This is a genomic window from Streptomyces venezuelae (assembly GCF_008642275.1).
Taxonomy (GTDB): Bacteria; Actinomycetota; Actinomycetes; order Streptomycetales; family Streptomycetaceae; genus Streptomyces; species Streptomyces venezuelae_E.
Map to the genome: position 1 here is coordinate 4,978,368 of NZ_CP029189.1, position 25,191 is coordinate 5,003,558.

The window sequence follows — 25,191 nt, forward strand, 5'->3', positions numbered from 1 at the left end:
GGTCACGGACGGCCGGTGACCACCGCGGCGAGGGTCGTACCGCGCGGGAAGGCGCCGGCCGCGGTGAGCTCGGTCAGGGCCCAGAGCAGCTTGGCCACGTAGATCCGCTCCACCGGGAGGCCGTGCCGGGACCCGAACTCGGCGGCGAAGGCCTCCAGCGCGTCGGGGACCCGGGCGTAGCCGCCGTGGTGGAAGTCCTCGGCGAGGGTCCAGGAGCCGGCCGGTCCCCCGAAGGCGGCCGCCTGGAGGGAACGTATCTCCGCGGCCAGGAACCCGCCCGCCAGGACCGGGACCCCGAGCGCCCGCTGCCCGGGGTCCAGTCCGGCCGCGAGGCCCGCCAGCGTCCCGCCGGTGCCGCAGGCGACCGCCACCACGTCGGCGGCGCCGCGCAGCTCCCGGCCGAGCTCGGCACAGCCGTGCAGGGCCGGGGCGTTGCTCCCGCCCTCGGGGACCACGTACGCACCGCCCGCGCCCGCCGCGTCCACCAGCCGGGCCAGCTCCTGCGGCTCGGCCTTGCGGCGGTACTCCGACCGGGACACGAAGTGCAGCCGCATCCCGTCGGCGGCGCACCGGGCGAGCGAGTCGTTCAGGGGCCGCCCGGCCAGCTCGTCCCCGCGCACGATGCCGACCGTCCGCATGCCGAGCAGCCGCCCGGCGGCGGCGGTGGCCCGCAGGTGGTTGGAGTACGCCCCGCCGAAGGTGACCAGGCCGTCGTGGCCGGCGTCCCGGGCCGCGCGCAGGTTGGGTGCGAGCTTGCGCCACTTGTTGCCGGGCAGCTCCGGATGCACGAGGTCGTCCCGCTTGAGCAGCAGCCGTACGCCGTGCCGCTCGAACCTGTCGTCACGGACCTCCTGCAACGGCGACGGCGGGCGCGGCTGCAGGAGGGCGTCGGGACCAGGGGAACGTTCCACCCGTCCATTGTGGCCCGGGGCCGCGGCAGCCCGGGCTCAGCGGGCCATCCAGGGGACGCGGCAGGCGTGGGGGGCCGAACCCTCGGGGCAGAGTGTCCTGAGCACCGTCCCGCGGATCGAACGCCAGGTCCGCAGGGAGCACGTCAGGCGGACGCGGAGCTCGACCGGCCGGCGGGCACCCGGCGGGCGGCCGGGGTTCTCCACGGCCCACTGTTCCGCGAGGAAGTCGTACATGTCGGCGGTCGTCAGCTCGCCCTCCGGCATGGTGTCCACGACGGTCCGGCCGACGATCCGGGCGCACCTGGGGCCCACCGCGTCATCGACGAGCCGGTCGACCCAGGCCAGGCCCTCGTCGTCCGCATAAAGGCCGAACCGAAGCTCGCGCGTCCTCATCGGGCCGCTCCTTCGAGGGCGGCGGTGAACCAGGAGTGGACGGGCGCGGTGGTGGGCGCGGCCGGCCAGCCGTTGACGGTGGCCAGGAGCTGCCAGTAGCGCTCGGTGTGCGGGTCGCCGGTCGGCCGCAGGCGGGCGAGGAGCCAGCGGCGCAGGTCGCCCGCCCCGGCGCGCCCGAAGGCTTCCGCGTAGAGGGCCGCCAGCGAGGCGGGGAGGGACTCGCCCACGGCGGACGCGGGAGCGAGGCCGGAGGCGACGGCCTCGTCGAGCCGGTCGCGCAGCGCGCGGTCGATGGCGTCCTGCAGGGCGGCGACGTCCTCCTGCCCGGAGGGCTCCCGTGCCTGTTCCTCGGCCGTGCGGCGCAAGGCGCCGCGGAAGTCCGGGTCCTCGCACATCCCGGCGAGTTCCACCCAGGCCTCGACCTGTCCGGGTGTCGGGTCGTCGGGGAGCTCGGGCAGGGCGGAACGCAGCAGGGCCACGAACTCGGGGTTCGCGTGCGGGCCCTCGAAAGCGGCGTCGACGAAGCCGGAGACCAGGCGGCGCCGTTCGGCCCGGGAGAGCGTGGCGAGTCGGTGCATGAGGTCCATCTCCATGGGGGTGGGGGTGCGTCCGGCGACCGTGCGGAGCAGCGCGCGGCGCAGGAGCAGGGTCCGGATCTGTACGTCCAGGGCGTCGGCGAGGGCTTCCGCGGCCTCCGGTACGGACGCCTCGCGGTCCAGCACCTTGCGTACGGTCGCCAGGTCCAGCCCGAGACCGCGCAGGGTGCGGGTCAGCTCCAGGCGGGCGAGCGCGCCGGCGTCGTAGAGCCGGTACCCGGCCGGGCTGCGCCCGGTCGGCGGGACGATGCCCTGGTCGGAGCAGAACCGGACGGTCTTCACCGACAGGCCGGTGCGGCGCGCGAGTTCGCCGATGGAGTGGAGCGGTTCGCTGTCCATGCCCCCACTCTGGGGTCTCCCCCCACGGGAGACTCAACCGGGGCCGGGGAACCGTCCTGCGGCCCGGTTCCGGAGGACCTTCTTCCAGGAACCGGGCCGCGTGGCCCCTGGGGGCTACTGCTTCAGGCGCTCGGCGATACGGCCGCGCATGGCGTCCATCGTGAAGCCCCTCGGATCGACCTTGCCGGGCTGCCATTCGCGGTGCCCGATGACCGAGCGGGCCGTCCAGCGGTGGAAGCGGCAGATGGCCGCCGACACCCTGGCGATGGCGTCGAGCTGGACCGCCGGCCAGGGGTCCTCGCCGTCGCCGAGGTTCTCGCACTCGAAGCCGTAGAAGTACCGGTTGCCGTCGGTGTCCGTCTCGTTGTCCGGCGGCAGCCGCTTCTCCGCGATCACGGCTGCCAGGACGTCGGAGTCGCCGGCGCCCGCGTGGTTGGCGCGGCCGTAGCCCACGAGGTGGACACGGCCGTCCTTGGCGATCACGCCGTGGCACAGCGGACCGGGCAGGGCGCTGTAGCCGTCCCGGCAGAGCTCGACGGTGTACGCGGTGCCGCGGGTGACCGTGTGGTGGATCATCACCCCGTGCACGGGCCCCCAGGGGCCCTTGTGGTTGCGGTTGTGGGTGCGCCAGGCGCCGACCTCGACGACGGTCAGTCCCTCGTTGCGCAGTGCGTTGATGAAACGGTCCGCGGACATGGGTGCGGCCATGGCCGCCTCCTTCGTGCGGGCGCGACGGGCACCCTGTGTGCCCGTGTCGTCACCCTCCGGTTTAGTGGAGGCGACCCTTCCGCGGCTAGTGCATTCGTACACCGAGCGAGCCGATCCAGCCAGGCGTCACGGTTCAGGCCGATGCGAGCCAGAGGTCCGGCCCGAAGACCTCGTAGTGGATGTCGGCGGCCGGCAGACCCTTGGCGATCAGCTGCCCGCGCACGGCCCGCATGAAGGGGAGCGGCCCGCACAGGTAGGCCCGGGTGCCCGGGGCGAGGGGGACCGCCGAGAGGTCCATGCGGCCCTCGCCGTCGCCCGGCTCCGCCGACTCCTCGTACCAGAACCGGGCCGAGGCGTCGGGCAGCTTGTGCGTCAGCGCCCGGTGGTCGCCCCGCAGCGGGTGGTCGGCGGGGGAGCGGTCGGCGTGCAGCACGGTCACCGGGGCGGTGTGCCCGGTGTCGGCCAGGTGTTCCAGCATCGAGAGCATCGGGGTGCAGCCGATGCCGGCCGAGGCGAGCAGTACCGGGGCGGCCGAATCCGCCAGGACCAGGTCGCCGTACGGGACCGAGACCCGCAGGGTGTCGCCGACGCGGACACGGGCGTGCAGGTGGTTGGACACCTCGCCGTCGGGGCCCCCGGCGGCCGGGCCGTGGACCCGCTTGACGGTGATCGCGCGGACCGCGGAGCCCGGGGCGGTGACGAGGCTGTACTGGCGGATCTGGCGGGCGCCGTCCGGGAGTTCGACCTGGACCGAGACGTACTGGCCGGGCTTGTGCGCGGGCGCCGGCGCGCCGTCCGCGGGGGTGATCCGGAAGGTGGTGCAGTCGGCCGTCTCCGCCACCCGGCCGGTGACGGTCCACTCGCGCCACACGTCGCCGGCGACGACCCGCTGCTCGGCGTAGAGGCGCTCCTCCAGGGTGATCAGGGCGTTCGCCATCAGCCAGTAGACCTCGTCCCACGCCTGGGCGACCTCGGGGGTGACGGCATCGCCGAGCACCTCGGCGATCGCCGCGAAGAGGTGCCGGTGGACGACCGGGTACTGCTCGCGGGTGACGCCGAGACTGGCGTGCTTGTGCGCGATGCGGCCGAGCATCACGTCGGGCCGGGTGTCCGGGTGGGCGAGGAGGTGGGTGGCGAAGGCGGCGACGGAGCCCGCGAGGGCCTGCTGCTGGAGGCCGGCCTGCTGGTTGCCCCGGTTGAAGAGGTCGCGGATCAGTGCCGGGTGGGCCGCGAAGAGCTTGGTGTAGAAGAGCTCGGCTATGTCGCCGATCGCCGCTCCGACGGCGGGCAGGGTGGCTCGTACGATCGCGCTCGACTTGTCGGACAGCATGCGGAACTCCTCGCGGGATGAACGTGACTGTGTGAATTTGCATCTGAGATGCGTATTTTTGATCGCAGAAGGACCGCGGTGATGCGGACTTCTGTTCGGCCTTGCCGCCGGTCCGGCTCTGCGGGCGGCGGTTGTCGGCCATCCGGCCCGGACGGGTCAGGGGCTCCCGGACCCGGTCGGCGCCCTGCTCGAAATGCCCAGCAGGAGCGGACCGGTCGGGGACGCCACCAGGTCGTTCACCGTGAGCGGGTCCAGTGCGGCGTAGAAGGCCTCCTGGGCACGGCGCAGCGCGCCGCGCAGGACGCAGGCCCCGCGCAGCGGGCAGGGGGTGGCGCCTTCGCAGTCCACGACGTCCCCCTCGCCCTCCAGTTCGCGCACCACCGCGCCGACCGGCGCGGCGCGCCCGGCGGCGGTCAGGGCGAGCCCGCCGCCACGGCCGCGCCGGGCCTCGACCAGGCCGAGATGCTGCAGCCTGGCGACCACCTTGGCGGTGTGCGTGTAGGGGACCTCCATGGTCGCCGCCACGTCACGGGTCGTCGGGAGGTCCGCCTCCTCGACGGCCAGGCGCATCAGGACGCGCAGCGCCAGGTCGGTGAATCGGGTCAGCCGCATGGGGCCACCGTAGGGAAACTTGCATCTTCTATGCAAGTTAGGTGGTCGCGGGGTGCGCGCATGGCCGGAATTGATGGGGTGGGTGAGGCTGATGGGGCTCGCGGGGGAGATGGGGGACCCCAAAGAGTGCCCCGCACCCAGAAGGAGTAGTCCCACCCTTTTGTGTAATGGTCCGACCACGTTCCGTGCTGACAGGCTGCACCCGCAGATCCATGGAGTGATCGAAAGGGAAAGACATGTCGGTCCAGGCGGGTTCCGAGTCCGAGGCCCAGACACCGCAGCGCAGTCTTGGGACGACGGCCGCACGGAACTTGGCAACCACGACCAAGTCCGCGCCGCAGATGCAGGAGATCACCTCGCGGTGGCTCCTGAAGATGCTGCCGTGGGTGCCGGTGCAGGGCGGCACGTACCGCGTCAACCGCAGGCTGAGCTACTCCGTCGGCAACGGCGTCGTGGAGTTCGTCAAGACCGGCACCCAGGTCCAGGTGATCCCGGCCGAACTCGGCGAGCTCCCGCTGCTGCGCGACTACGAGGACCTCGACGTCCTCGGGGAACTCGCCCGGCGCTGCCGGCAGATCGACTTCGAGCCCGGCCAGGAGCTGACCTCCTTCGGCAGCCCCGCCGACCAGGTCTTCCTGCTCGCCCACGGCCGCATCGAGCAGATCGGCCCCGGCCCCTACGGCGAGGACGCCGTCCTGCGGACCGTCGCCGACGGCGCCTACTTCGGCGACGACTCCCTCGTCGACGAAGAATCGATTTGGGAGTACACCGCCCGCGCCGCCACCTCCGGCACCGTCCTCGCCCTGTCCCGGCAGGACTTCCAGATCCTCGCCGACCGGGTCGAGTCGCTGCGCGCGCACGTGGACGACGTACGGACCCGCCCCGACCGGGAGACCAACAAGTACGGCGAGGCCGCGATCGAGCTCTCCGCCGGCCACCAGGGCGAGGCCGTCCTCCCCGGCACCTTCGTGGACTACGAGGCCCGGCCGCGCGAGTACGAACTCTCCATCGCGCAGACGGTCCTGCGGGTGCACAGCCGCGTCGCCGACCTCTACAACCACCCGATGAACCAGACCGAGCAGCAGTTGCGGCTCACGGTCGAGGCGCTGCGCGAGCGCCAGGAGCACGAGATGCTCAACAACCGCGACTTCGGCCTGCTCCACAACGCCGACTACGACCAGCGCATCCAGCCGCACGACGGCGCGCCCAGCCCCGACGACATGGACCAGCTCCTCAGCATGCGGCGCGGCTCCAACCTCTTCCTGGCGCACCCCAAGGCGATCGCCGCCTTCGGCCGCGAGTGCAACAAGCGCGGCATCTACCCGGAGTCGGTGGACGTCGGCGGCAACCGGGTGCCCGCCTGGCGCGGTGTGCCGATCTTCCCGAGCAACAAGATCCCGATCAGCGACGCCCGCACCACGTCCATCCTGTGCATGCGCACCGGCGAGGACGAGCAGGGCGTGATCGGCCTGCACCAGCCGGGCATCCCGGACGAGATCGAGCCGAGCCTGTCGGTCCGTTTCATGGGGATCAGCGAGCAGGCGATCATCTCCTACCTGGTCACCGCCTACTTCTCGGCCGCGGTGCTGGTGCCGGACGCGCTCGGCGTGCTGGAGAACGTCGAGATCGGCCGCTGGCGCTGACCGCCGTGAACGCCATCGCGACCGGTGAGGGCCAGGACGCCGCGGCCCTGCTGGAACGGACGAGAGAAGCGGTCGACCCGCAGCTGCGCCGCACGGTCGAGAGCCTGCCGGGCTCGATGCGGCGCGTGGCGATGTACCACTTCGGCTGGGAGGACGAGGGCGGCAGCCCCGCCGCGGGCGGGGCCGGGAAGGCCATCCGGCCGGCCCTGGTGCTGGCCGCCGCCCAGGCCCTGCGCGGTCCGGGGGCCGGCCCGGCCGAGGACGCCGTGCGGGCGGCGGCGGCCGTGGAGCTGGCGCACAACTTCACGCTGCTGCACGACGACATCATCGACAAGGACGTCCGGCGCCGCGGCCGGCCCACGGCCTGGACCGTCTTCGGGACGCCGGACGCCCTCATCACGGGCGACGCGATGATGGCGCTCGCGCTGCGGCTGCTCGCGGAGGATCCGCATCCGGCCGCCGCGGCGGCCTCGGCCCGGCTCGCGGCCTGTGTCATCGAGCTGTGCGCGGGCCAGCAGGCGGACTGCGCGTTCGAGCGGCGTCCGCAGGTCTCGCTCGACGAGTGCCTGACCATGGCCACGGCCAAGACCGGGGCGCTGCTGGGCTGCGCGTGCGCGCTGGGCGCCCTGTACGCGGGGGCGGGGCCGGACGAGGTCGACGCCATGGACGCCTTCGGGCGGGAGGCCGGGCTGGCCTTCCAGCTGATCGACGACCTGATCGGCATCTGGGGGGATCCGGGACACACCGGCAAGCCCGCCGGGGCCGACCTGATCGCCCGCAAGAAGTCCCTCCCGGTCGTGGCCGCCCTCACCTCGGACACCGCGGCGGGGAAGGAGCTGGCCGAGCTGTACGCCGGGCCCATGACCGGGGACGACGTGCGCCGGGCGGCCGACGCGGTGGACCGGGCGGGCGGGCGCGACTGGGCGCAGGCGCAGGCCGCGGACCGGATGGGGCGGGCGGTCCAGCAGCTGTCCCGGGCCGTTCCGGACCTCGGGGCGGCGGGCGGGCTGCTGGCGCTCGCGGAGTTCGTGACGCGCCGTACGAGGTGAGCGCGCGGGGGCGCGCGTAGGTCCGGGGAGCCCGAGGGGGGGCTCGGCCGACGGGACCGGCAGGAGCCGGCCAGGCCCGTTCCGGCACCGCACGGTGCCGGAACGGGCCTTACTGCATCTCTGTGTCAACTCTAGGATCACTCAGGTTTGTTGACGCTTGAGTGAAGGGTGTGACCCATGGTGCTGGAGATACGTCAGGCGGATCAGTCGGACCGGGACGCCGTGGCACGGCTGCTCGACGAGGCCTTCCGTACCGACCCGGTGAGCAGCTGGGTCTTCCCGGACCCGGAGCACCGGGCCGCGGTGCACGGGAAGTTCCTGGGCGTGTTCGTGGACGTGGCGCTGGAGGAGGGCCGGATCGACTACGCCGCGGACGGTTCGGCGGCGGCGCTGTGGCTGCGGATCCCGGCGGGCGTCCCCGAGGGCGAGGACGAGGTCCCGGCGCGGATGCGGGCCGTGGCGGACCCGGACAACGAGCGGTGCGAGCTGGTCGGGCGCCTCACGGGCGCGGTGCACCCGACGGCGGAGGAACACGAGTACCTGCTGATGATCGCGGTCGCCCCGGGCCGCCAGGGGCAGGGGCTGGGGAGCGAGCTGATCCGGCCGGTGCTGGAGCGCTGCGACCGCGAGGGCGTGCCGGCGTACCTGGAGGCGAGCAGCGAGCGCAGCAAGGGGCTGTACGAGCGGCTCGGCTGGGAGTTCACGGGGGAGGCGGTGCGGCTTCCGGACGGGCCGCTGATGTGGCCGATGTGGCGCAAGCCGCGCGGCTGAGGGGGCCGCGGTCCCGGCGCGGAGGATCCCCCTTGCCTAACCACTGCAAGCGAAGTACTTTATGCGACGTGCTCCGATGCGGCGGCACTCCCGAGTGAAAGAGAATCGCTTGCGCAAGCTCACGTACTTCATCGCCACCTCGGTCGACGGGTTCATCGGTGACCCGACCGGCGACGGCGATTTCTTCTACAGCCACGTCGACGCCGAGTTCCTCGGACATCTCGTGGCCGAATACCCCGAGACCATCGCGACCCCGGGACGCGTCCAGCTCGGCATCACCGATGCGCCGTCCCGGCGCTTCGACGCTGTGATCATGGGCCGCACCACCTACGAGGCGGGCCTGAAGCAGGGCGTGACCAACCCCTACGGCCACCTGCCCGAGCAGTACGTCGTCTCGCGCTCCCTCGCCACCCCACCGGACCCGCAGGTCCGGCTGCTCAGCGGGGACCTCGCGGCGCAGGTCCGCGAGCTGAAGGCCCGGGACGGTCTCGGGATCTGGCTCTGCGGCGGAGCCGACCTCGCCACCCAGCTGATCGACGAGATCGACGAGATCATCGTCAAGACCTACCCGGTCTTCGCGGGCACCGGCATGCCGATGTCCCGCGCCGGCTTCGACACGCGCCTCCTGGAGCTCACCGGAGTCAAGAGCTTCGGCGGTGGCCAGATCATCAGCACGTACGACGTCCGGGAGAGCTGACCCGCCGCAACGCACGGAACCGGCCTACCGTGGAGGTATGGCCGGTGAACAGCAGCAGCACCACGTGCACGAGACGGTGGCCCCGCAGGCCGGGCACGAACAGCAGACGTGCCCGGCGTGCGGGCGCCGCGTCGACACGGTCGTCAGACGGCGCAAGTCCCTCGGGATCTTCATTCCGGTGTGGGGCCGGGGTCCCTGCCGGAACCCCGACTGCTCCGACTACGCGGATTCCGAGGAGCGGTGACTCAGCCCTTGGTGGCAAGATCCTTCGCACCCAGACCGGAGGCGAAGCCGTTGGCCCAGAGCTGGTTCACCCGTGCCCGCTCGGCGGAGTTCGGGTTGGCGTTCGTGCACGACGTGCCCGGACCGCCGCCCGACATCAGCTCGCTGCACGGGCCCGAGTAGTGGTCCGGCAGACCCAGCACGTGGCCGGTCTCGTGCGCCGTCACCCGGGTGGAGTTGTACTGCTGGTTCTGCCGGTAGTCCAGGAAGATGTAACCCCGGCCGTGCCCGTCCGTGCTCGCGTACGAGCCACGTGAGTCGTTGCCCTCGCGGTACGAGAAGTTCCCGCCCGAGGACACCTCCTGCAGCTTGACGTTGGACACCGAGCTGTTCCAGATCTGCGTGGAGCGGGCTATCTGGCTGCGGAAGCTCGGGGCGCTGCGGGTGTTGTACGTGACGGTCACGGCCAGGACGCCCGGGTTCGCGGCGCGCTGCTCGGCGACCGAACGCTGCACGGCCTCGAAGAAGGCGGCGTTGGCGGCCTCGTTCTCCGGCGAACGCTCGTACGCGGCGTAGCTCACGGCGTTTCCGGCGGGGGCGGGCGCGGCGGTGGCGGTGGGGACGACACCCAGGGTGGCGGCGAGGCCGAGGCCGACGGTGGTGGCCAGCATGGCCTTACGGGAGTGGCGCATGTGGGGGAGCTCCTACTCGTCCGGTGCGGTGGGGGGTGGGTCTTTCGAACCGGAGTCTGCGGGAGGGGAAGTGCCCGGCGGATGATGTCACTCCCCGATAGCGCGGTCCTATCGTAGAGATTTCGGCAGCCCAACTAGCGTGAGAATGGCGGGATTCGGGGGGCTATCGGTGGCTGGTGCGGTCCACCGGGACCGGCCTACCCTCGGGGCATGGAGCTTGAGGTCAGGCATTTGCGCGCACTGTGCGCCATCGCCGACGCCGGGAGCCTGCACAAGGCCGCCCGGCAACTCGGCGTGAGCCAGCCCTCCCTGACGACCCAGCTGCGCCGCATCGAACGGGCCCTCGACGGCGAGCTGTTCCTGCGCGAGCGGACCGGCTGCCGCCCCACGCCCTTCGGCCGGACCGTGCTGGGCCGGGCCCGCCCCCTGCTCGCCGAGATGGCCGCGCTGGTGGCGGAGGCCCGCGAACTGGCCCACGCCTCGCGACTGCGCATCGGCTCCACCGCCAGCAGCGCGCTGCCGGGCTGGCTGCGGCGGATCCACCGGCGGCTTCCGGACACCGAGACCTCGCTCGTGGTCGACGTCTCCGCCAACGCGCTGCTCAGGATGGTCGCCGCGGGACAGCTGGACGTGGCGTTCGTGCACGAGGTGGAGGGCAGCCCGCTGCGGGTGCCGTCCGGGCTGCAGATGCACGTACTGATGGAACGGGAACCGCAGTTCGTGTCGATGGCCCGGGACCATCCGGCCGCCGGGCAGGCGGTGGTCTCCTTACGGGACCTGGCCGCCGACCGCTGGATGGTCGACCCCTCGGTCGACGGCGAGTGGGACGGCCTGCGCCGGGTGTTCGCCGGGGCCGGACTGGACCCGCCGGTGCTGCACGCCGACTACCACACGGCGACCTCGCTGATCATCTCCGGCGAGGCCGTCGCCCCGTGCCAGCCGACCTCCGGGCCGCGCGAGGACATGGCGATCCGGCCGCTCTGCGGAGACCCCCTCGCCGTACGCCTGCTGCTGGCCACCCGGCCGGGCGCCCACGCGGAGGTCTACGAGGACCTGCGCGCCGCCTATCGCGAGGCAGCCCTGCGGACGCCCCCTTACCGGGCATGGCTCCACCACCATGCGAGCCCGCTGCTGGAGGCGGCGTAGCTCCGCGCGCCGGACCTCGCCCCGCCCGGGCCGTCTAGGCTCTGCCTGCCGCGCCGGGCCGAGGTGGACGTGACGCAGGTCACGGGAACTCCGCGCCGGGTGCCGGACAGCCGACAGGAGTGACGACAGACATGCGAACCCGGGTGCGGTCCGGGGATCCGGACGCCTATGCGGAGCTGTTCGACGGCTACGCACGCACCCTCTACAACCACGCCTTCCGGATGACCGGCGACTGGGCCGCCGCCGAAGACGTCATGTCGGCCGCCTTCCTGGAGGCGTGGCGGCTGCGCGGCACGGTCGACCCCGAGGGCGGCTCGCTGCGGCCCTGGCTGCTGGGCATCGCCACCAACCTCGCCCGCAACCACTGCCGCGGCAACCGGCGCTACCGGGCCGCCGCTGCTGCCGCCACGGCGGCAGCCGGCGCCGCATCCGTGCCCGACCACGCCGAAGAAGTGGCCGGCCGGCTGGACGACCGGCGGCGGATCGCGGTCACGCTCGGGCAGCTGAGTGCGCTGCGCGGACCCGAGCGCGAAGTGCTCCTGCTGTGCCTCGCGGAAGGCCTGGAGTACGCCGAAGTCGCCCGGGTTCTCGGCATCCCGGTCGGAACAGTCCGTTCCAGGCTGTCCCGGGCCCGTACGAAGCTACGCAAACTCGCTGAAACAGAAATGAAGAAGAAAAAGCGGGAACTCGTGGCCCCGCCCCGACAGGCATATGGCGACCGCACGAACACGGTCCGGTCCGCACAGGAAGGAACCCGATGAACCCCGACCTCTCCCGGCCCCGCCCGGCCGGCGGTGAGGAGCACCCGCTCCTGGCGCCGTTCGCCGAACGGGAACTGCCCGCGGGCCGCCACCAGTTCCTCAAGGAGCGCCTGATGGCCCAGATCCACGAAGACCTCCGCGCCACCGATGCAGCCGCCACGGCCACCGCCACCCCCACCGCCCGGGCCGGCCGTGCGCGCAACCCGTTCCTGCGCCGGGCCGTCCTCGTGCCCGCCGCGGCCCTCGCCCTGGCCGGCGCACTCGCCGTCGGCTTCCTGTCCTACGCGGAACGCGGCGCCCCGGACGGACCCGGCTCCACGCTGGCCACCGGGCCGGCGCTGACCACCCGGATCGGCGCCGCCGACCCCAAGGGCACGCCGCAGCTCCTGGACCGGATCTCGCTGGCGTCCTTCTCCGCCTCCGGCCCGGCGGTGCGCCCGGACCAGTTCATCTACATCGGGAGCAGGACGGCCACCACGTACGTGAAGACCGTCGGCGACAAGAGCACGCTGGTCAGCGAGGAACTGCACATGCGCCACCAGTGGAACTCGCCGGACGGCACCAAGGGCTGGCTGATCGAGCCCGGCAACACCGGCCCGAAGGGCGTGACCCTGGCGGGCACCGACGAGAAGGGCAACGCCCGGACCCCGTACCTGAACGCGCCCACCTACGACTACCTCGCCACCCTTCCCACCGATCCCGACGTGCTGCTCCGGCGGATCTACGAGGAGACCAAGGGCATGGGCAACGGCCCCGACCAGGAGGCCTTCACCACGATCGGCGACCTGCTGCGCGCCAGCTATCCGCCGGCCGAGCTCACGGCCGCGCTGTACAAGGCCGCGGCGAAGATCCCCGGCGTGGTGACGGTGGACGACGCGGTCGACGCCGCGGGCCGCACCGGGATCGCGGTCGCCCGGCTCGACGAGCGCTCCGGCCAGCGCGAAGAGTGGATCTTCGACCGGGGGACCCTCGCCTTCCTCGGCGAGCGCAGCGTCCAGGTGCGGGGTGAGGCCGGCGAGCAGGGCCTGATCAAGCCCGGGACGGTGGTGTTCACCAGTGCAGTGGTGAACCGGACCGTCGTCGACCGGATGAAGGAGCTGCCCCCCGAGGCCCGCTGACATCGCGCCCACAGGCCCCTGCCCGCCCGGCCCGTGCCTGCCCGGTCCCTGCCTGCCTCGCCCGTGCCTGCCCGGCTCATGCCCGGCGGCGGTCCCGGCGGCGGGGCCGGTGGTCCGGCCCGTCGGACGGGCCCCGGCGCGGCGTCCGGGCCCTGTCGTACGCCAGGGACGCGGCCCCCTGCGCCACCAGGACCGCGCCCGCCGCCGCCCAGCCCGGGCTGCGCCGGTGGGCCGCCCAGGCCAGCAGGGGCGCGCCGGCCGCCACGTGGGCCGCCCCCAGCAGCCGGGCCCGGGGGCCGCGGACCCAGGGGCCGAGCGGGCCCCGTTCCATCGCGTCCAGCCCGGCCCGTATCGCGTCGCGCCGGCCCGACCACTCCAGGGTCTCCACACCGGGTGCCACCCGGGCCGCACCGCGCAGCCGGTCGGCCGGTTCGCCCGGGGCGAGCCCCGGCGGCAGGCGCAGTCCGGCGCGCACGAGCAGGGCGACCAGTGCGAGCAGCCGGGCCTCCCCGTCCACGGCGGGGTCCGCGTCGGCGCGGGCGAGGCGCTCCAGCTCCTCCAGGTCGAGTACGGGGTCCAGGCCGAGCCGTGCCGACAGGGCCCGCAGGGCATCGGGCTCGCCGGCCGGACGCCCCGCCGCGTCCCACGCGTAGGCGATGGTCCGCCGGAACCCGCCGGCCAGGGCGAATCCGGTCCGGCCGGCCTCCCACCACAGGCTCAGCACCGGCCGGCCGGTGCCGGTCGCGAGCGCCGAGCCCCAGCCGGCGAGGACCTCCGTCACGGACTCCGGGCCGTCCCGCCACGGCTTGTCCTCGGGGACGAGCACGCTCCACTCGCCCGCCGGGGCAAGCAGCAGGCGTACGCGCAACAGGTGTGCCGGGGGCCTGACGGCAAGGGGTTCGGCGCGGCAGAGCAGCATGCCACCGGTCGCGGCCCTGGATATTGACATGCCCACACAATAGTGCAAAACACCCTGAATCGTGGGGTTCCGGAAGGGCGCTTGACTTCCCTCAACCGCGATATATCGTGTTAGCAGAAGACGCGATATGTTGCGTGCGTCGAGCCCGGTCCGTGAACGCACGAGGAGGATCAGCACCATGGCAGAGCAGTCGCCCGAGTCGTCGTCGCCGTCGACGTGGCACTTCGCCGCACCGCAGAAGCTCACCTTCGAAGAGCCGGTGACCGAGCTCCGCGTCCGCCTCGTGAGCGGCACGGTGAACGTGGTCGCCGCCGACGAGGGACCGGCCCGCCTGGAGGTGACGGAGGTGGAGGGCCCGCCGCTGTACGTCGTGCAGGACGGCGGCACCCTGACCGTCTCCTACGAGGACCTGCCCTGGAACGGCTCCCAGGGCCTCAAGCAGTGGTTCGAGACCAAGCCCTGGAAGGCCTGGGCCGGTTCCGCCTCCGGCCGCAAGGCCTGGGAGCGCAGCGTCGCGATCACCCTCACGGTGCCCGCCGCCACCCAGGTGCACGTGGCCGCGGTCGGCGCCGCCGTCTTCGTCTCCGGCATCTCCGGCGGCACGGACGTCAACGGGGTCTCCGGCGACGCCACGCTGGTCGGCCTGTCCGGCCGGGTCAAGGCGCACACCGTCTCCGGCAGCGTCGAAGCCCAGTCCGTCTCCGGCGAGTTCGGCTTCCACTCCGTCTCCGGCGGCCTCACGGTGGTCGACGGCTCGGGCGGCAACGTGCGGGCGGACTCGGTCAGCGGGGACATGCTCATCGACCTCGCCGCGGACCCCGCCGCCCCCGAGCCGGTGGACGTCTTCCTCAACTCCGTCTCCGGGCAGGTCGCGATCCGCCTCCCGCACCCCGCCGACGCCAAGGTCGAGGCCAACACCGCCACCGGCCGCGTCTCCAACGCCTTCGAGGACCTGCGGGTCTCCGGCCAGATGGGCGCCAAGCGGATCACCGGAACCCTCGGGTCCGGCGCCGGCGCCCTGCGGGCGACCACGGTCTCCGGCTCGATCGCGCTGCTGCGCCGCCCGCAGGCCGACGCCGACCGTCCCGCCCCCCTCGCGCTCGACAAGAAGGTGCTCTGACATGCCGCCCGTCTTCGCCCACGGCCGACTCCGCCTGTACCTCCTCAAGTTGCTGGACGAGGCCCCGCGCCACGGGTACGAGGTGATCCGCCTGCTGGAGGAGCGCTTCCAGGGCCTGTACGCACCCTCCGCGGGCACCGTGTACCCGCGGCTGGCGAAGCTGGAGGCCGAGGGCCTGGTCACGCACGCCACCGAAGGCGGGCGCAAGGTGTACTCGATCACCGATGCCGGCCGGGCCGAACTGGCCGACCGCGGCGGCGAACTGGCCGACCTGGAGCTGGAGATCCGCGACTCGGTCACCGAGCTCGCCGCCGAGATCCGCGACGACGTCCGGGGCGCGGCGGGTGACCTGCGCCGCGAGATGCGGGCCGCGGCCTCGGCGTCGGCGACCCAGGTCGAGGACGAGTCCTGGAAGGCCGCCAAGGAGGACCTGCGCAAGGCGCGGCAGGAGTGGAAGGAACAGGCGCGGCGGGCGAAGGACGAGAGCCGGCGCGCCCGCGAAGAGGCGCAGCAGGCCCGCCGCCAGGCCAAGGAGGCCCAGGAGCGGGCCCGCGAGGAGGTCCAGCGGATCGCGGGGCAGCTCCAGGAGCAGTTCGCCAAGTCCGGTGGGGTGCTCGGCAGTCTGGCCGGAGCGTGGCTCGGGGGCGGGGCGCCGGCCGCGGGCTCGGCCGATGCCTCGGCTGCGGCTGCGGCTGCGGCTGCGGACGGGGGGCGGGCTTCGGAGTGGGCTGCGGATCTCGCGGCCACCGGTGACCCGGCCCGTGACCTGGACCGGCTGCTGGACCGCTTCCGCGACGAGGTCCGCGACGCGGCGCGGGACCGCGGGGTGACCGCGGCGCAGGTGGCCGAGGCCCGCGGGCACCTCGAAGCCGCCTGCGGCCGACTGGGAACCACGTTCGGGGCCAGGCCGTAGTTCGTGCGCGGCACCGCTGCCGGGGCGCCGCCCCGGACCCCGCGCCTCAAACGCCGGCGAGGCTGAAAGAGCGGGGCTCCGGCCCGGGTCGCGCGGGTCAGGCGTCGGCGGGCTGGAAGGGCGGGGCGCCGGCCCGGACCCCGCGCCTCAAACGCCGGCGAGGCTGGAAGGGCGGGGCTCCGGCCCGGGTCGCGCGTCTCAGGCGTCGGTGGGCTGGAAGGGTGGGGCGCCGCCCCGGACCCCGCGCCTCAAACGCCGGCGAGGCTGAAAGAGCGGGGCTCCGGCCCGGACCCGCGGGTCAGGCGTCGGTGGGGCTGGGGGAGTGGTCAGGCGGCCAGGGTGGTTTCGGCCGTGTCGTAGGTGACGCCGTGGTCCGAGAGGACCTCGGAGACGGTGCCGGGGCGTGAGATGAGGGCCAGCAGCAGGTGCAGGGTGCCGATGTGGTGGTCCTTGCGGCCCAGCGCGATGCGCAGGGACTGCTCCAGCACCTTCTTCGCGCCCTCGGTGAACGGCACCCGGTAGCTGCCGGTGCGGTCGTCGGCGGCCTCGCGGCCGAGGACGGAGCGGATCGAGGCGCCCAGGGTCCGCCTGCGGGGTGCGGGGGCCGCGAGGGCGCCCTCGCCGTGGGTCTCCTCGATGCGGGAGACGATCTCGGTGAGGTCGATGCCGAGCCCGGCGAGGGCCTCCTCGTCCGCCCGGGACATGCCGCCCCGGCGGCGGGCCGCCGCGAGGTCGGCGGCCACCGCCGTGCGGTCCACGCCGAGGGGGTCCAGCGTGCCCAGGGTGAGCAGGGAGAGCAGCAGGTGCTCCTCGGTGACGGTGGCGGCCCCGGTCTGCCGGGCCTCGGTCACCGCACCGGTCACGGTCGACCGGGCGTCGCGGGTGAAGCGTTCGAACATCAGAGCCTCCCGTACTTCTTGTGCACGGCCTGCCGGCTGACGCCCAGCTCGGCCGCGATCTCCTGCCAGGACCACCCCTGCGCGCGGGCGCTGCGTACCTGTACGGCCTCCAGCTGCTCCAGCAGCCTGCGGAGGGCGGCCACGGCGCGCAGGCCCACGCGCGGGTCGCGGTCACCGGCCCGCTCGGCGAGATCAGTGGCTTCGGTCATGGGTGTCAATGTAGGTTGACGCGAGAGGTTCGTCAACCCTGGTTGACGTCCAGGGTGGTCAGGGCTTGAGGACGATCTTGCCGAACAGGTCGCCCGACGCCAGCTTCTCGAATCCCTCCCGCGCCCGGTCCAGCGGCAGCACCTCGTCGATGACCGGCCGCAGCCCGGTGGCCGCACAGAAGGCGAGCAGGTCCTCCAGCTCGTCCTTCGAGCCCATCGTCGAGCCGACCACCTTCAGCTCCAGGAAGAAGATCCGGGTCAGCTCGGCGTGCGCGGGGCGGTCGCCGCTCGTGGCGCCGGAGATCACCAGGGTGCCGCCCGGGCGCAGGGACTTCACGGAGTGCGACCAGGTCGCGGCGCCCACCGTCTCGATCACCGCGTCCACCCGCTGCGGCAGCCGTGCACCCGGCTCGTACGCCTCCACCGCGCCCAGCTCCACGGCCCGCTTGCGCTTGGCCTCGTCCCGGCTGGTGGCGAAGACCCGCAGGCCGGCCGCCTTGCCGAGGGCGATCGCGGCCGTCGCGACACCGCCGCCGGCCCCCTGGACCAGGACGGAGTCCCCGGGGCGGACCCCGGCGTTGGTGAACAGCATCCGGTACGCCGTCAGCCAGGCCGTCGGCAGGCAGGCGGCCTCCTCGAAGGAGAGCTCGGCGGGCTTGCGCAGCACGTTCCAGGCGGGGACGGTCACCTGCTCGGCGAAGGTCCCCTGGTAGCGCTCGGTCAGGATCGAGCGCGGCTCGTCCGGGCCGACCCCGTGGCCGCTCTGGCCGATCACGGAGTGCAGGACGACCTCGTTGCCGTCCTGGTCGATCCCGGCGGCGTCGCAGCCGAGGATCATGGGGAGTCTTTCCTCGCCCAGGCCGACCCCGCGCAGCGACCACAGGTCGTGGTGGTTGAGGGAGGCGGCCTTGACGTTCACGGTCACCCAGCCGGGCCGTGGCTCGGGGGCCGGGCGGTCGCCCAGCTCAAGGCCGTTCAGCGGCTGGTCACGGTCGATTCGGGCGGCGTAGGCAGCGAACATGCGGCGACGCTACCGCTCGGTAGGGCCCGGTTCCAGACCTCCCGCGACCGCACGGGTGAGGCCTTCGTCGCACCCGTGCGGTGACGGGGACACGCAGAGGCCCGACCGGAGGGGTCCGGTCGGGCCTCTGCGTACTGCTCAGCTCCGGTCTCAGACCAGGCGGGCCACTCCGTCGGCCTTGGCCGCGGCGGCCACGGCCGTGGCGACGGCCTCGGCCACGCGCTCGTCGAACGGCGACGGGATCACGTAGTCGGCGGCGAGCTCGTCACCCACGACACCGGCGATGGCGTCGGCGGCGGCGATCTTCATGCCCTCGGTGATCCGGGTGGCGCGCACCTTGAAGGCACCCGCGAAGATGCCCGGGAACGCCAGCACGTTGTTGATCTGGTTCGGGAAGTCCGAACGGCCCGTGGCCACGACCGCCGCGTACTTGTGCGCGACGTCCGGGTGGACCTCCGGGTTCGGGTTGGCCATGGCGAAGACGAACGCGTCCTTCGCCATGGTGGCCACCGCCTCCTCGGCGACGGAGCCGCCGGAGACGCCGATGAAGACGTCCGCGCCGTTCAGCGCGGTCTCCAGGGAGCCCGTCTGACCGGTCTTGTTGGTCAGGCCCGCGATCTCCGCCTTGACGTCCGTCAGGTCGGAGCGGTCCGCGGACACGACGCCCTTGCGGTCGGTGACGCAGACGTCGCCGATGCCCGCGTCCACCAGGATCTTGGCGATGGCGATGCCCGCCGCGCCCGCGCCCGCGATCACGGCGCGCAGGTCGCCGAGGGTGCGACCCGTGAGCTTGGCGGCGTTGCGCAGCGCGGCCAGCGTCACGATGGCCGTGCCGTGCTGGTCGTCGTGGAAGATCGGGATGTCCAGCGCCTCCTGGAGGCGGCGCTCGATCTCGAAGCAGCGGGGCGCCGAGATGTCCTCCAGGTTGACCCCGCCGAAGGACGGGGCCAGACGGATGACCGTCTCGACGATCTCGTCCGTGTCCTTGGTGGCGAGCGCGATCGGAACCGCGTCCACACCACCGAACTGCTTGAAGAGGATGGCCTTGCCCTCCATCACGGGGAGGGAGGCTTCCGGGCCGATGTCACCGAGGCCGAGCACGGCCGTGCCGTCGGTGACGACGGCGACCACGTTGGACTTCCAGGTGTACTCGTTCACCAGCTCCGGCTGCTCGGCGATGGCCGTGCACACCTTCGCCACGCCCGGCGTGTACGCGAGGGACAGGTCGTCCTTGTCGTTCACCGGAACCGTGGCCTGGATGGCCATCTTGCCGCCCCGGTGCAGTGCGAACACCGCGTCGGGGTTGTTGTCCGTCGCGCTGTCGCTGCGAGGGTTGACGATCTCCGCTGCCACTTCGTGTGACCCCTTAATTCCTTTTGTTCGTTGAGGGTGGCCACTCCTGGTTAAGGGGTGGGCGGGCACCGCGTCCGTACTCCGCGTCAACGGTTGGCCCGTCTCCGCGAAGGGGAGGTTCGTACGCGCGGGCGCGCCGCACGCGCGCCCTGAGCCCCGGATGAGGGGTGTAAGGATCTGTTCTACCCGAAGAACGCTCGCCCAGACGAGTCGATTCCCGCTCAACTGTAGGCCTGCTGCCCGGCTTTTGGCGAAAAGTCCAAACCTTGCCGTCCAGTGGGCGAGACGCCCCGGAGAAACTGCGGCAAAACCAGCAGGTCACAGCAGTATCTGCGGCCTCGAAGCCCCTTCCCCGCAGTCCTGTTGGGCTACCCGGGGCGCCCGTTATGCGATTTTGACCTGACGGGCACCCTGAATGTCTCAGTCCGAATGGCAAGATGCCGTAATCACACAAGGTCGCGACACTCGATGGTGCGTGTTCGACCGTTTTTCGTTGCTTTTCCACCAGCGCCGGAGGAACCAAGCCATGACCGCTAGCACCACCCGTCGTACGACCGCCGCACGGTCCCGGATCGCCGCGGTCGGCGCGATCGCGGTCGCGGGCGCCCTGATCCTCACCGGTTGTGGTGACCAGACCGACAAGGCCTCCAGCACCCCGTCGGGCGCGGCCGCCAACAGCAGCGCGCCGCTCTTCTCCAAGCTCCCGAAGAAGATCCAGGACGCCGGTGTCATCAAGGTCGGCACGGACGCCACCTACGCGCCGATGGAGTTCACCGAGGGCGGCAAGATCGTCGGTGTCGACCCCGACGTGGCGGCGGCCCTGGCCAAGCAGCTCGGCGTGCAGTTCAAGTTCGAGTCCGGCACCTTCGACACCCTGATCGGCAGCATGCAGACGGGTCGCAGCGACCTGGTCATGTCCTCGCTCACCGACACCAAGGCCCGTCAGGAGGGCCTGGACGACAAGGGCGCCAAGACCGGTGCCGGTGTCGACTTCGTCGACTACTTCTCCGCCTCGACCGGCATCCTGGTCAAGAAGGGCAACCCCCAGGGCATCAAGACCCTCGACGACCTGTGCGGCAAGACGGTCGCCGTGCAGCGCGGCACCACGTACGAGGAGTCGGCCAAGACCCAGGCCGAGAAGTGCAAGACGGACGGCAAGGGCGAGCTCAAGATCGAGTCCTTCCCGACCGACGCCGAGGCCCAGACCCGCGTGAAGGCCGGTGGCGCCGCCGCCGACCTGAACGACTCCCCGGTCGCCGCGTACATCGCGCAGACCGCCGGTGGCGGCAACGACTTCGAGGCCATCGCCAACCCGACCGACGCCGGTCTCTTCGGCATCGCGGTGGACAAGAAGAACACCCAGCTGCGCGACGCGCTCAAGGAAGCCCTCGACGCGGTCATCAAGGACGGCAGCTACAAGGCCGCCCTGGACAAGTGGAACGCGGGCTCCGGCGCCGTGACCGAGGCCAAGATCAACGCCGGCTCCTGACCTCCGCGTACCACCGCAGCACACTGAAGGGCAGTCACTGTGACTGACAAGCTCGACAAGGTCCCGGACCCGGCGGACACCCCGCCGGCCGGGGCCGTCCCCCCCGAGGCCATCAAGGCCATCCCGGTGCGCCACTACGGCCGCTGGATCAGCGCCGTGGTCGTCATCGGCCTGGTCGTGGCGCTCGTCTTCGCCTTCTCGCAGGGCAACGTGCGCTGGGCGACCGTTCCGGAGAAGCTGTTCGACCCGTCGATCCTGCGCGGCGTCGTCAACACGGTCTGGATCAGCATCACCTCGATGGCCCTGGGCCTGGTCCTCGGCATCCTCTTCGCCGTCATGCGGCTCTCGAAGAACCCGGTGACCAGCACCATCGCCTGGTTCTACATCTGGCTGTTCCGCGGCACCCCGGTGTACGTGCAGCTGCTGATCTGGTTCAACCTCGCCCTGATCTTCCCGATCCTGAACCTCGGGTTCTACAAGGACGAGATGACGCAGGTCATGACCCCGTTCCTGGCCGCCCTGCTGGGTCTGGGCCTGAACGAGGGCGCCTACATGGCGGAGATCGTCCGGGCCGGCATCCAGTCGGTCGACGAGGGCCAGACGGAGGCCTCGCACGCGCTCGGCATGACCCGCACCCAGACGATGCGCCGCGTCGTGCTGCCGCAGGCCATGCGGGTGATCGTGCCGCCGTCGGGCAACGAGTTCATCAACATGCTCAAGACCTCCTCGCTCGTGGTCGCCGTGCAGTACTTCGACCTGCTGCGCGCCGCCCAGGACATCGCCTCGACCTCGTTCGCGGTGATGGAGATGTTCTTCGTCGCGTCGATCTGGTACCTCGCCCTGACCTCGGTGTTCAGCGTCGGCCAGTACTACCTGGAGCGCCGTTACGCCCGTGGTGCGCTCCGCTCGCTGCCGCCGACACCGCTGCAGAAGATCAAGGCGAAACTGTCCAGCTTCTCGAACCGCAAGGCGGTGGCCTGATGACGACTGCCATGGTGAAGGCCGAGGGCGTCCACAAGTCCTACGGTGCGGCGCACATCCTCAAGGGCATCGACCTGGAGGTCGCCCCGCGTGAGGTCTTCTGCCTGGTCGGCCCGTCCGGCTCCGGCAAGTCGACCTTCCTGCGGTGCATCAACCACCTGGAGCAGATCAACGCCGGACGGCTGTACGTCGACGGGGACCTCGTCGGCTACCGCCAGAAGGGCGACAAGCTCTACGAGCTGAAGGACAGCGAGGTCGCGGCGCAGCGCCGGGACATCGGCATGGTCTTCCAGCGCTTCAACCTCTTCCCGCACATGACGGCCATCGAGAACGTGATGGAAGCCCCGGTCATGGTCAAGGGCGAGTCCAAGTCGGTCGCGCGGGAGCGCGCGATCAAGCTCCTGGACCGGGTGGGTCTCGGCGACAAGGGCGGGAACTACCCCACCCAGCTCTCCGGCGGCCAGCAGCAGCGCGTGGCGATCGCCCGCGCGCTGGCCATGGAGCCCAAGCTGATGCTCTTCGACGAGCCCACCTCGGCGCTCGACCCGGAGCTGGTCGGTGACGTCCTGGACGTCATGCGGGACCTCGCCGAATCGGGCATGACCATGATCGTGGTCACGCACGAGATGGGCTTCGCCCGCGAGGTCGGCGACAACCTCGTCTTCATGGACGGCGGCGTGGTCGTGGAGTCCGGCCACCCCCGTGAGGTCCTGGGCAACCCCCAGCACGACCGGACGAAGGCATTCCTGTCCAAGGTGCTGTAGTTCCGCACCCGCGGGACGGACGAGGGGCGGTACGGGATCCCGTACCGCCCCTCGGGCGTTGCGAAGTCCCTACTTCAGACCTAGGACCAGTGCGTCCGAGGGGGAGCGCCAGACCGTACGGGCCTCCGCGAAGCCCGCGGCCCGCAGGGCCTCGGCGTGCCAGGCCTCGGAGGGGGTGTCGCCGTCCGCGTGCTCCCCGTAGATCTCGAAGCGCCGCTTCACGTGCTCGGTCAGCGCCGGGTCCGCGCCCGCCAGGTCCCACCACTCGCGCCAGTCCACCGCCCCGGCCGCCTTGGCCCGGTCCATGCCGGCGTGCCGGTGGGCGCGCTCGGCGGCGCCGATGCGCGGGGTGGCCGGGTCGGGCATGTGGTCGGCGTTCATGAACACCCCGCCCGGGGCCAGCAGCGGGGCGAGCTGCCCGTACAGCACGGCCAGGTCCTCGCTGTGCAGCCAGTGCAGGGCGGTGGCCGTCAGGATCGCGTCGTAGCGGTCGTGGGGGAGGGCGGCGCGCCAGTTCGGGTCCTTGAGGTCGGCGGTCACGAACGTGACCCGCCCGTCCCCCGCGAAGTGCCCCTCGGCGATGGTCAACAGGGCCGGGTCGAGATCGACGCCCGTACTGGTGGCTTCCGGGAACCGCCGCAGGACGCGGTCCGTGATACTTCCCGTACCGCATGCGAGATCCAGCACCCGGGGGGCGGGTCCCACCAGTGCCTCGACCATGTCCAGCATCACGCGGAACCGCTCCTCGCGGTCGGGCATGTACCACTCCTGCTGCCGGTCCCAGCTGTCCTGCCAGGCCTGCCAGTCGGTCGTGCCCGCCGCTTCGGTCGTATCCGCCGTATCCGTCATCCCGAACCCCTCCACACGTAATACCCTCGAAGACGTCTCAGCCGTTACCAGAGACATTAATCCGCAGCCGTAAGGACTACAAGTGGAACTGGCCCATTACTCGGACTTCGCCGTGCGCCTGGTCAACACCGAGGAGCCGGCCCGCAACAAGGACGCACTCACCTCGGTGGACGCCGTCCGCGACCTGTTCGGCGCAAGTCAGCAGATGGCGCGCCGCGTCACCGACGGCGACGTCACCCGCTTCCGCAACGTCCGCGGCCGGCTGCGCTCCGTCTTCGAGGCCGCCGACGGGGGCGACCACGTCCTCGCGGTCGACCTGCTGAACTCGCTGCTCATGGAGTTCCCCGTCAGCCCCCAGGTGTCCGGCCACGAGATCCTCGACGACGACGGCCGGCCCGACTGGCACATCCACCTCGCCGAGCACCCCTCGAACGCCTCCGCCGGCTACGCCGCCATGGCGTCCATGGGCCTGGCCTTCGCCCTCACCGAGCACGGCCCCGACCGCCTGGGCCTGTGCCAGGCCGCGCCCTGCCGCAACGCCTACCTCGACACCTCCACCAACCGCTCCCGGCGCTACTGCTCCGACCGCTGCGCCACCCGGGCGAACGTCGCCGCCTACCGCGCCCGCAAGCGGCTGGAGGCCGAGGAGTCCGCCCGCAGCGGGCGCACCGCCGACGCCGCCCAGGACAACCGGGCCCTCAGCGACCGCTGATCCTCCTCGCGCGGCCGGAAGCGGACCAGCGCCGTCGCCAGCACCAGTTCCGCGGGCACCGGCCCGAAGACGGTGCTGTCGCCGGGCGCCTCGTTGTACGGGTTGTCCCCGAGCACCCACCAGGCACCGCCCGGCCGCCGCTCCACCGCCCGCTTGACGACCAGCAGGTCCTGCTGGAACGGATGGCGCAGCACCACCACGCCACCGGGACGGACGGCCGCCCCGTACCGGACCAGCACCTGGTCGCCGTGGGCCAGCGTCGGCGCCATCGACGGCCCCGTCACCTCCACGATCCCGAACTGCTTCCGCGGGCGCCCGTTCTCCACCATGCGCGTCCTCCTCGTCACCCCCGCATGCTGCCGCACGGGTCCGTACATTCGCTCACCGGTCCGGCCGAGCCCCTGGACTTTTGTCCTAAGCCCATGGGGGCGCCCGCGAAATCCGGTTGTTCAGCGAGTAATCTCCCCCTTGAGAAGACGATCACGAGGAGGACAAACTCCATGCTTTCCCGCCTCTTCGCCCCCAAGGCGAAGGTCTCCGCCCACTGCGATCTTCCGTGCGGCGTGTACGACCCTGCCCAGGCCCGCATCGAGGCCGAGTCCGTCAAGGCCGTGCAGGAGAAGTACCAGGCCAACGAGGACGCCGACTTCCGCGCGCGCGCCATCACCATCAAGGAGCAGCGCGCCGAGCTCGCCAAGCACCACGTCTCGGTGCTGTGGAGCGACTACTTCAAGCCCCCGCACTTCGAGAAGTACCCGCAGCTGCACACCCTGGTCAACGACACCCTGAAGGCCCTCTCGGCCGCCAAGGCGTCCAACGACCCGGCGACCGGCGCGAAGGCTCTTGAGCTCATCGCCGAGATCGACCGCATCTTCTGGGAGACCAAGGCCGCCTGAGCCTTCCCTTCCCGCGCAGAGGGGCCCGTCCGCACCGGCGGACGGGCCCCTCTGCGCTGGGCGGGCCTGGGCGGGCCT

29 protein-coding genes are annotated in these 25,191 nt (G+C 72.1%); 15 read left to right on the top strand and 14 right to left on the bottom strand.

The annotated features are described in order from the left end of the window. Positions 1 to 2: 2 nt before the first annotated feature. From DEJ51_RS22335 to DEJ51_RS22360, 6 genes are all read right to left on the bottom strand, one after another. Entirely contained in the window at positions 3 to 911 is a 909-nt protein-coding gene (locus tag DEJ51_RS22335) for a 1-aminocyclopropane-1-carboxylate deaminase/D-cysteine desulfhydrase (RefSeq protein WP_150259173.1), read from the bottom strand. 36 nt (positions 912 to 947) lie between these two features. Beyond that, the gene (locus DEJ51_RS22340) at positions 948 to 1,304 is read right to left on the bottom strand and encodes a hypothetical protein (protein WP_150259175.1); all 357 of its coding nucleotides are present in this window, start codon (positions 1,302 to 1,304) and stop codon (positions 948 to 950) included. After that, the gene (locus tag DEJ51_RS22345; RefSeq protein ID WP_150259177.1) at positions 1,301 to 2,239 is read right to left on the bottom strand and encodes a MerR family transcriptional regulator; all 939 of its coding nucleotides are present in this window, start codon (positions 2,237 to 2,239) and stop codon (positions 1,301 to 1,303) included. The genes DEJ51_RS22340 and DEJ51_RS22345 overlap by 4 nt, the downstream gene beginning before the upstream one ends. Positions 2,240 to 2,353: 114 nt before the next feature. Further along, positions 2,354 to 2,947, bottom strand: a complete 594-nt coding sequence (locus DEJ51_RS22350; RefSeq protein WP_190620561.1) for an N-acetylmuramoyl-L-alanine amidase — start codon at positions 2,945 to 2,947, stop codon at positions 2,354 to 2,356. A 133-nt stretch (positions 2,948 to 3,080) separates the two neighbouring features. After that, entirely contained in the window at positions 3,081 to 4,277 is a 1,197-nt protein-coding gene (locus DEJ51_RS22355; protein WP_150259179.1) for a globin domain-containing protein, read from the bottom strand. Positions 4,278 to 4,433: 156 nt separating this feature from the next. Continuing rightward, positions 4,434 to 4,889 carry an RrF2 family transcriptional regulator gene (locus DEJ51_RS22360; protein ID WP_150259181.1) on the bottom strand — a complete coding sequence of 152 codons (456 nt, stop codon included), beginning with the start codon at positions 4,887 to 4,889 and terminating at the stop codon, positions 4,434 to 4,436. A 236-nt stretch (positions 4,890 to 5,125) separates the two neighbouring features. Between DEJ51_RS22360 and DEJ51_RS22365 the strand changes: the two genes are divergently transcribed. From DEJ51_RS22365 to DEJ51_RS22385, 5 genes are all read left to right on the top strand, one after another. Next, positions 5,126 to 6,532 (top strand): family 2B encapsulin nanocompartment shell protein, encoded by a 1,407-nt coding sequence (locus tag DEJ51_RS22365; protein ID WP_150259183.1) that lies wholly within the window; start codon positions 5,126 to 5,128, stop codon positions 6,530 to 6,532. Beyond that, complete coding sequence (locus tag DEJ51_RS22370) at positions 6,529 to 7,581, top strand: family 2 encapsulin nanocompartment cargo protein polyprenyl transferase (protein ID WP_411757397.1); 1,053 nt, start codon at positions 6,529 to 6,531, stop codon at positions 7,579 to 7,581. Before DEJ51_RS22365 ends, DEJ51_RS22370 begins: the two co-directional genes overlap by 4 nt. Positions 7,582 to 7,758: 177 nt before the next feature. Continuing rightward, positions 7,759 to 8,352 (top strand): GNAT family N-acetyltransferase, encoded by a 594-nt coding sequence (locus DEJ51_RS22375; RefSeq protein ID WP_150259185.1) that lies wholly within the window; start codon positions 7,759 to 7,761, stop codon positions 8,350 to 8,352. 109 nt (positions 8,353 to 8,461) lie between these two features. Next, a complete protein-coding gene (locus DEJ51_RS22380) occupies positions 8,462 to 9,049 on the top strand; it encodes a dihydrofolate reductase family protein (RefSeq protein WP_150259187.1) in 588 nt (195 codons plus the stop codon). Between the two features lie 37 nt (positions 9,050 to 9,086). Beyond that, the gene (locus tag DEJ51_RS22385; protein ID WP_150259189.1) at positions 9,087 to 9,293 is read left to right on the top strand and encodes a hypothetical protein; all 207 of its coding nucleotides are present in this window, start codon (positions 9,087 to 9,089) and stop codon (positions 9,291 to 9,293) included. Position 9,294: 1 nt separating this feature from the next. Here the strand turns inward: DEJ51_RS22385 and snpA are convergent, their stop codons facing one another. Further along, complete coding sequence (gene snpA, locus DEJ51_RS22390; RefSeq protein ID WP_190620562.1) at positions 9,295 to 9,963, bottom strand: snapalysin; 669 nt, start codon at positions 9,961 to 9,963, stop codon at positions 9,295 to 9,297. Positions 9,964 to 10,173: 210 nt separating this feature from the next. Between snpA and DEJ51_RS22395 the strand changes: the two genes are divergently transcribed. The 3 genes from DEJ51_RS22395 (at position 10,174) to DEJ51_RS22405 (ending at position 12,988) form a co-directional block, all read left to right on the top strand. Continuing rightward, entirely contained in the window at positions 10,174 to 11,109 is a 936-nt protein-coding gene (locus DEJ51_RS22395; protein WP_150259191.1) for a LysR family transcriptional regulator, read from the top strand. Between the two features lie 131 nt (positions 11,110 to 11,240). Beyond that, positions 11,241 to 11,870, top strand: a complete 630-nt coding sequence (locus DEJ51_RS22400; protein WP_190620564.1) for an RNA polymerase sigma factor — start codon at positions 11,241 to 11,243, stop codon at positions 11,868 to 11,870. Further along, positions 11,867 to 12,988, top strand: a complete 1,122-nt coding sequence (locus DEJ51_RS22405; RefSeq protein WP_150259195.1) for a CU044_5270 family protein — start codon at positions 11,867 to 11,869, stop codon at positions 12,986 to 12,988. The genes DEJ51_RS22400 and DEJ51_RS22405 overlap by 4 nt, the downstream gene beginning before the upstream one ends. 76 nt (positions 12,989 to 13,064) lie before the next feature. On the opposite strand, the gene DEJ51_RS22410 is transcribed toward DEJ51_RS22405, so the two are convergent. Further along, positions 13,065 to 13,937, bottom strand: coding sequence for a hypothetical protein (locus DEJ51_RS22410; protein ID WP_223835934.1), 873 nt, complete (start codon positions 13,935 to 13,937; stop codon positions 13,065 to 13,067). A 148-nt stretch (positions 13,938 to 14,085) separates the two neighbouring features. Here DEJ51_RS22410 and DEJ51_RS22415 point away from each other — a divergent pair, with 148 nt between their 5' ends. Both DEJ51_RS22415 and DEJ51_RS22420 read left to right on the top strand, forming a co-directional pair. Further along, entirely contained in the window at positions 14,086 to 15,027 is a 942-nt protein-coding gene (locus DEJ51_RS22415) for a DUF4097 family beta strand repeat-containing protein (RefSeq protein WP_150259197.1), read from the top strand. A gap of 1 nt (position 15,028) precedes the next feature. Continuing rightward, on the top strand, positions 15,029 to 15,940 hold the full coding sequence (locus DEJ51_RS22420) for a PadR family transcriptional regulator (RefSeq protein WP_150259199.1): 912 nt from the start codon (positions 15,029 to 15,031) through the stop codon (positions 15,938 to 15,940). A 326-nt stretch (positions 15,941 to 16,266) separates the two neighbouring features. Here DEJ51_RS22420 and DEJ51_RS22425 read toward each other — a convergent pair whose 3' ends face one another. From DEJ51_RS22425 to DEJ51_RS22440, 4 genes are all read right to left on the bottom strand, one after another. Continuing rightward, the gene (locus tag DEJ51_RS22425) at positions 16,267 to 16,839 is read right to left on the bottom strand and encodes a Clp protease N-terminal domain-containing protein (protein ID WP_150259201.1); all 573 of its coding nucleotides are present in this window, start codon (positions 16,837 to 16,839) and stop codon (positions 16,267 to 16,269) included. Continuing rightward, on the bottom strand, positions 16,839 to 17,048 hold the full coding sequence (locus DEJ51_RS22430) for a helix-turn-helix domain-containing protein (protein WP_030013034.1): 210 nt from the start codon (positions 17,046 to 17,048) through the stop codon (positions 16,839 to 16,841). Before DEJ51_RS22430 ends, DEJ51_RS22425 begins: the two co-directional genes overlap by 1 nt. Before the next feature lie 58 nt (positions 17,049 to 17,106). Continuing rightward, complete coding sequence (locus DEJ51_RS22435; RefSeq protein WP_150259203.1) at positions 17,107 to 18,069, bottom strand: zinc-binding dehydrogenase; 963 nt, start codon at positions 18,067 to 18,069, stop codon at positions 17,107 to 17,109. A 150-nt stretch (positions 18,070 to 18,219) separates the two neighbouring features. Continuing rightward, positions 18,220 to 19,422: an NADP-dependent malic enzyme gene (locus DEJ51_RS22440; protein ID WP_150259204.1), complete on the bottom strand. Its 1,203-nt coding sequence runs from the start codon at positions 19,420 to 19,422 to the stop codon at positions 18,220 to 18,222. Positions 19,423 to 19,948: 526 nt separating this feature from the next. On the opposite strand from DEJ51_RS22440, the gene DEJ51_RS22450 reads away from it, so the two are divergent. From DEJ51_RS22450 to DEJ51_RS22460, 3 genes are read left to right on the top strand one after another with little or no spacing between them, the layout of a single operon-like run. Continuing rightward, the gene (locus DEJ51_RS22450) at positions 19,949 to 20,911 is read left to right on the top strand and encodes an ABC transporter substrate-binding protein (protein WP_150259208.1); all 963 of its coding nucleotides are present in this window, start codon (positions 19,949 to 19,951) and stop codon (positions 20,909 to 20,911) included. 39 nt (positions 20,912 to 20,950) lie between these two features. Then, positions 20,951 to 21,892: an amino acid ABC transporter permease gene (locus DEJ51_RS22455; RefSeq protein WP_150259210.1), complete on the top strand. Its 942-nt coding sequence runs from the start codon at positions 20,951 to 20,953 to the stop codon at positions 21,890 to 21,892. Further along, positions 21,892 to 22,656, top strand: coding sequence for an amino acid ABC transporter ATP-binding protein (locus DEJ51_RS22460; RefSeq protein WP_150259212.1), 765 nt, complete (start codon positions 21,892 to 21,894; stop codon positions 22,654 to 22,656). Before DEJ51_RS22455 ends, DEJ51_RS22460 begins: the two co-directional genes overlap by 1 nt. A 69-nt stretch (positions 22,657 to 22,725) precedes the next feature. Here DEJ51_RS22460 and DEJ51_RS22465 read toward each other — a convergent pair whose 3' ends face one another. After that, the gene (locus DEJ51_RS22465; RefSeq protein WP_150259214.1) at positions 22,726 to 23,505 is read right to left on the bottom strand and encodes a class I SAM-dependent methyltransferase; all 780 of its coding nucleotides are present in this window, start codon (positions 23,503 to 23,505) and stop codon (positions 22,726 to 22,728) included. Positions 23,506 to 23,587: 82 nt separating this feature from the next. Here DEJ51_RS22465 and DEJ51_RS22470 point away from each other — a divergent pair, with 82 nt between their 5' ends. Further along, entirely contained in the window at positions 23,588 to 24,217 is a 630-nt protein-coding gene (locus tag DEJ51_RS22470; RefSeq protein WP_150259216.1) for a CGNR zinc finger domain-containing protein, read from the top strand. Here DEJ51_RS22470 and sodX read toward each other — a convergent pair. Continuing rightward, the gene (gene sodX, locus DEJ51_RS22475; RefSeq protein ID WP_150259218.1) at positions 24,121 to 24,546 is read right to left on the bottom strand and encodes a nickel-type superoxide dismutase maturation protease; all 426 of its coding nucleotides are present in this window, start codon (positions 24,544 to 24,546) and stop codon (positions 24,121 to 24,123) included. The genes DEJ51_RS22470 and sodX overlap by 97 nt on opposite strands. 171 nt (positions 24,547 to 24,717) lie before the next feature. Here sodX and sodN point away from each other — a divergent pair, with 171 nt between their 5' ends. After that, complete coding sequence (sodN, locus tag DEJ51_RS22480) at positions 24,718 to 25,113, top strand: superoxide dismutase, Ni (protein WP_030009413.1); 396 nt, start codon at positions 24,718 to 24,720, stop codon at positions 25,111 to 25,113. Positions 25,114 to 25,191: the final 78 nt, after the last annotated feature.